Source organism: Chryseobacterium sp. UNC8MFCol (assembly GCF_000482305.1).
GTDB lineage: Bacteria > Bacteroidota > Bacteroidia > Flavobacteriales > Weeksellaceae > Chryseobacterium > Chryseobacterium indologenes.
In genome coordinates, this window is sequence record NZ_AXUZ01000029.1 from 1 (window position 1) to 2693 (window position 2693).

The window sequence follows — 2693 nt, forward strand, 5'->3', positions numbered from 1 at the left end:
GATAGATACCCAGGCTTTGATCCAGGGAGCTTACCTGATTACCATAAAAACGGATACCAACAAAACTGCTAATGCCAAACTGATTAAAAAGTAAAGATGATGAAAAAAATAGTTTTATTTACACTAATACTAAATGCTTTCTTATGGGTCAACGCTCAGGTTGTTCAGGGAAATGCTTTTGTTCCAAGATATTATCCGTCAAGCCCTAATGTCTCTGCGTTAGGTTCCTTTGGAATGTTTCCCATGAACCTTTCAACAGGTCAGCCTAATATCGGAATCCCGTTATTTTCAAATAACAATTATGGAAACGATGCAGATATCAGTTTGAATTACAATATTTCCTCTGTAAAACCTGATTTTCAGACTTCCTGGGTAGGATTGGGGTGGAATCTTTCAGTGGGAGGAGCCATTACCAGATTGGTTAACGGAGGGATTGATGAATGCTACTTAAATGGTTTTACCGATCCAACAGTATTTTCCTATTATGATCATTATACAAGACTGAATACTCCTGACTGGTTTAGTGATGCAAAGATGACTCAATATTATCAATTTATGACACCGCTTTTCCCAACACATAATGAAGCTTTTCCATCACCGGACGAATTTGCATTCAATGTAAATGGTTTAAACGGAAGCTTTTTTAAAAACCATGAAGGGAAATGGGTTGTAAAAGCCAATCAGAATTTAGATATAGATGTTAAAGAAGAGTTGAAGTATGATTTTACTTTCCGCGAAAATGGAGGGCCTACCAACCAGGTAGACTGGTTTCTTAAAAGAATTATTTACGGATTTGTTTTAACAGATCAGAATGGTACGAAATATACCTTCGGAAAAGATCCGAATGCACTTGAAATTAATGGGATAGAAACTGTAGACACAGCATATAATCCGGCAATGTATGTGAAAAGCTGGTATCTGACCAAAATAGAATATGCTAACGGAAAAAATATGACTTTTGAATATGCTTTTGATAACAGAGCAACCTATGTGGTTCATAGTTCGGCATATTACTCTACATATAAGACCCAATCATCTTCTGTATCTCAAAGCAATACTTCAGGAAATTTCAATTTATTGACCCTTGATAGAAGTTTCTATAAATATTTGAGTAAAATAAAATTTGATAACAACGAAATTAGTTTTTATAAATCATATTCTAATGCATTGGATTATGATACACAATCTGTACCATGGGGACAGCTTAATACTAACTATGAGATGATTCATTACCCAGGTAATTATAATAACAGAAAACATTGGTATAAGCTGGATAGTATTGTAGTCAAAGCAAATAATGTCCGAACGAATGCGGTAGCATTCAATTATGAAAATACTGCGAATTATAGATTGAGATTATTAAATGTATCTATTGGTAAAAGTCAACAGACAAAACAACAATATTCTTTCGAGTATAACCCTTTAAGATTACCTGAGTTTAATGTCAATAAAACAGATCACTGGGGAAATTATAACAACAAAAACTTTGAAACAACTGTTCCGCAGACTAATTATACCTATTCAAAAGCTCAGATGCTCACATATCCTCAATACAGGGAGCCGGACTTTACCTATGGTACAGCTGAATTGTTGCAGAAAATCATATATCCAACCAAAGGATATACTTTAATTGAATATGAACCTCATAATTATTCTAAACTGTTAAATAAAACAATCAGTGGGTTTGATGTAAATGCTACCGGAAACAAAATAGCAGGTGGAGCAAGAGTTAAAAAAATGTTCACCAATGATCTGGTAAATACTTATAGTAAATCATTTTTTTATGTAGACGATTATCTCAATGGTTCCACTACATCGTCAGGAGTTCTTGGAGGAATGCCAAATTATTTTGACGAAGCGAATATAAACAATGGAAACTTAGAATTCTGGAAATTGTCCTCATCATCTTATATTCCGTTAAATTATACTAATGGTAATTATGTTACTTATTCTAAAGTATATGAAAGATCGGAGAATGGAGCTGTTACTGAACATACTTTCTCTAACCAGGATAATGGATTTAAAGATTTAAAATCAAATAATTATCAGCTTATCCAGGGAAATATTGGATATGTAAATACGTTTGAGCCAGCTAATATAAGTATTGTGAAAAATGCTCTTGATAAACTTGCCTATAATAATTTAGAAGTTGAAAGAGGCAAACCTTTGAGTGAAAGATATTATGACAGTAATAAAAATCTATTGAAAGAAATCGTATATAACTATAATACAAATCCTTCAAGATTAACAGATAAAATACGATCCATCAGTTATATAGCAGATGTTTATGGAAAGCCTGTTAATATGGCAATGTATGATATGATTGCACAGATGCATGTTGTTTCTAAAATGTCGGCACATACCATTTACTCACATCATACCCCTCTCATATCAACTACAAATATTGAATATTTTAATAATAATCCTGTAACATCATCTACCCAGTATATCTATGGTACAACTAATCACCATCAGTTATTAACGCAAAAAAATATTTCTCCTGATGGTATTAATAATCAGACTGATTACAGTTACGCCCATGAAAAAGGGAACCAGCTGATGATTAGTAAAAATATGGTAGGTATTCCTTTGGAAACAATCACATCCCAAACTACGAACGGAGCTACTAAAACATTATCGAGAGTTGAAACGATGTATCCATCTTCCGTTCCGACATCGCAATCAGGAGATTT

1 protein-coding gene is annotated in these 2693 nt (G+C 33.3%); it reads left to right on the forward strand.

Translation table 11 applies throughout. The annotated features are described in order from the left end of the window. Nucleotides 1-96 precede the first annotated feature (96 nt). Nucleotides 97-2693, forward strand: a 2597-nt coding sequence (locus M030_RS0114275) for a hypothetical protein (protein WP_027374124.1), incomplete at its 3' end; no start/stop codon positions are given.